Here is a 1397-nt window from a genome sequence, read left to right as displayed (position 1 = left end):
ACTTGCTCGCGTTGAACCTCCAGCGCGGGAGTCAGGGCGTCGATGAGCTCGCTGAGCTGTTGGTGGGTCATCCCGGTCAGTTCTGGGTCCTGTAGCGAACGACGCGTGAGGTGGGGTGGACTGCTCGCCGGGGCCTGGTCCGAGGTGCTGTCGGTCGTCGCCGCGTCTGTCGGATGCTGGGGGTGGAGGGTGTAGTTCCAGTCGCCGTGGAAGCGGTGGCGGGTGATCGGAAGGGCGGCGATCTCGCCGTCGCTGACCTGGATGCCGGTGGGGTAGGGGTTGGTGTCGAGTTCGGCGTGCACTCTCAGGCCGGTCTTGGTGGTGGTCGCCGCGATGCTCTGGACGATGACTTCGTGGCTGGTCAGGGGCTTACCCCGCCAGTTCATGGTGATGTGGGAGAACAGCCGGTGCTCGATCCGGTTCCACTTCGATGTGCCGGGAGGCAGGTGGCAGACGGTGATGGTCAGGCCGGACTCGGCGGCGAACCGGGCGAGTTCGGTCTTCCAGGTGCGGGTGCGATAGCCGTTGGAGCCGCCCGCGTCGGCGGTGATCAACAGCCGGCCGGCCGTTGGATAGGTGGCCCGCCCGGCGCCGTTCCACCAGCGGCGGATGGATTCGACGGCGAACGCGGCGGTGTCGTGGTCGGTGCCCACGTTGACCCAGCCGGTGTTCGCGGCGACGTCGTAGATGCCGTAGGGCACTGCTCTGCCCAGCTCGCGGTCGGGGAAGTCGTGGGTGTCGACCCGTACCGGCTCGCCTCTCGGTTCCCATTCACGGCCGTTGTTCTTGAACGGGCCGACCAGTTCCTTCTTCTTCGTGTCCACGCTGATCACCGGAGCCCCGCCGTTCTGATGGTTGCGGGCCTGTTCGTTTAGGTAGTGGAACTGTGCGTCCCGGTCGGGGTGTTGCCGGCCTTCCAGGGTCTTGGCGTTGCTCTGCAGGCTGAACCCCTCCTCGCGCAGAAGGTCGCCCACCGTGTCCGCGCAGATCCGGTGGCCTTGCCGGGTCAGTTCCTCGGCGAGCTTGCGGGTGGATTTGGTGGTCCAGCACAGCGGAGACATGGGGTCTCCGCGGACATCGGGCTCGACCAGCGTGAGAAGCGCCTTGCGGACGGCCGGGTTCAGGTCTGCGACGCGTTTGCGGCCGGCGCCGGGCCGACGGATGCGTCCCAACGGGGCTTCTCCAGAGGCGAGTTCGCGTATTCCGGCAGACACCCTGGCCTCACGGACGCCGGCGGCACGGGCGACCGCTCTGATCCCGCCGTGGCCGAGAGACTGGGCCTCCGCTCCTATCAGCAGCCGCCGCTGCCGCTCGTCGAGGTGCGGCAGTATTGCCTCGAACTTGGCTGCCAACACAGCCCGTTGCTCTTCCAACTCGCTCATGCCGGACCAACGAAC

General features: G+C 67.4%; 1 protein-coding gene. It reads right to left on the bottom strand.

Features of this window, described 5'->3' with window-relative positions:
* Positions 1-1382 (bottom strand): ISAzo13 family transposase (locus ACZ6KY_RS42155; RefSeq protein ID WP_469315533.1); only part of this gene is annotated, 1382 nt, incomplete at its 3' end.
* Positions 1383-1397 lie beyond the last annotated feature (15 nt).

The organism is Streptomyces sp. NPDC042002 (genome assembly GCF_055588305.1).
This window is presented reverse-complemented; position numbering and strand designations above follow the sequence as displayed.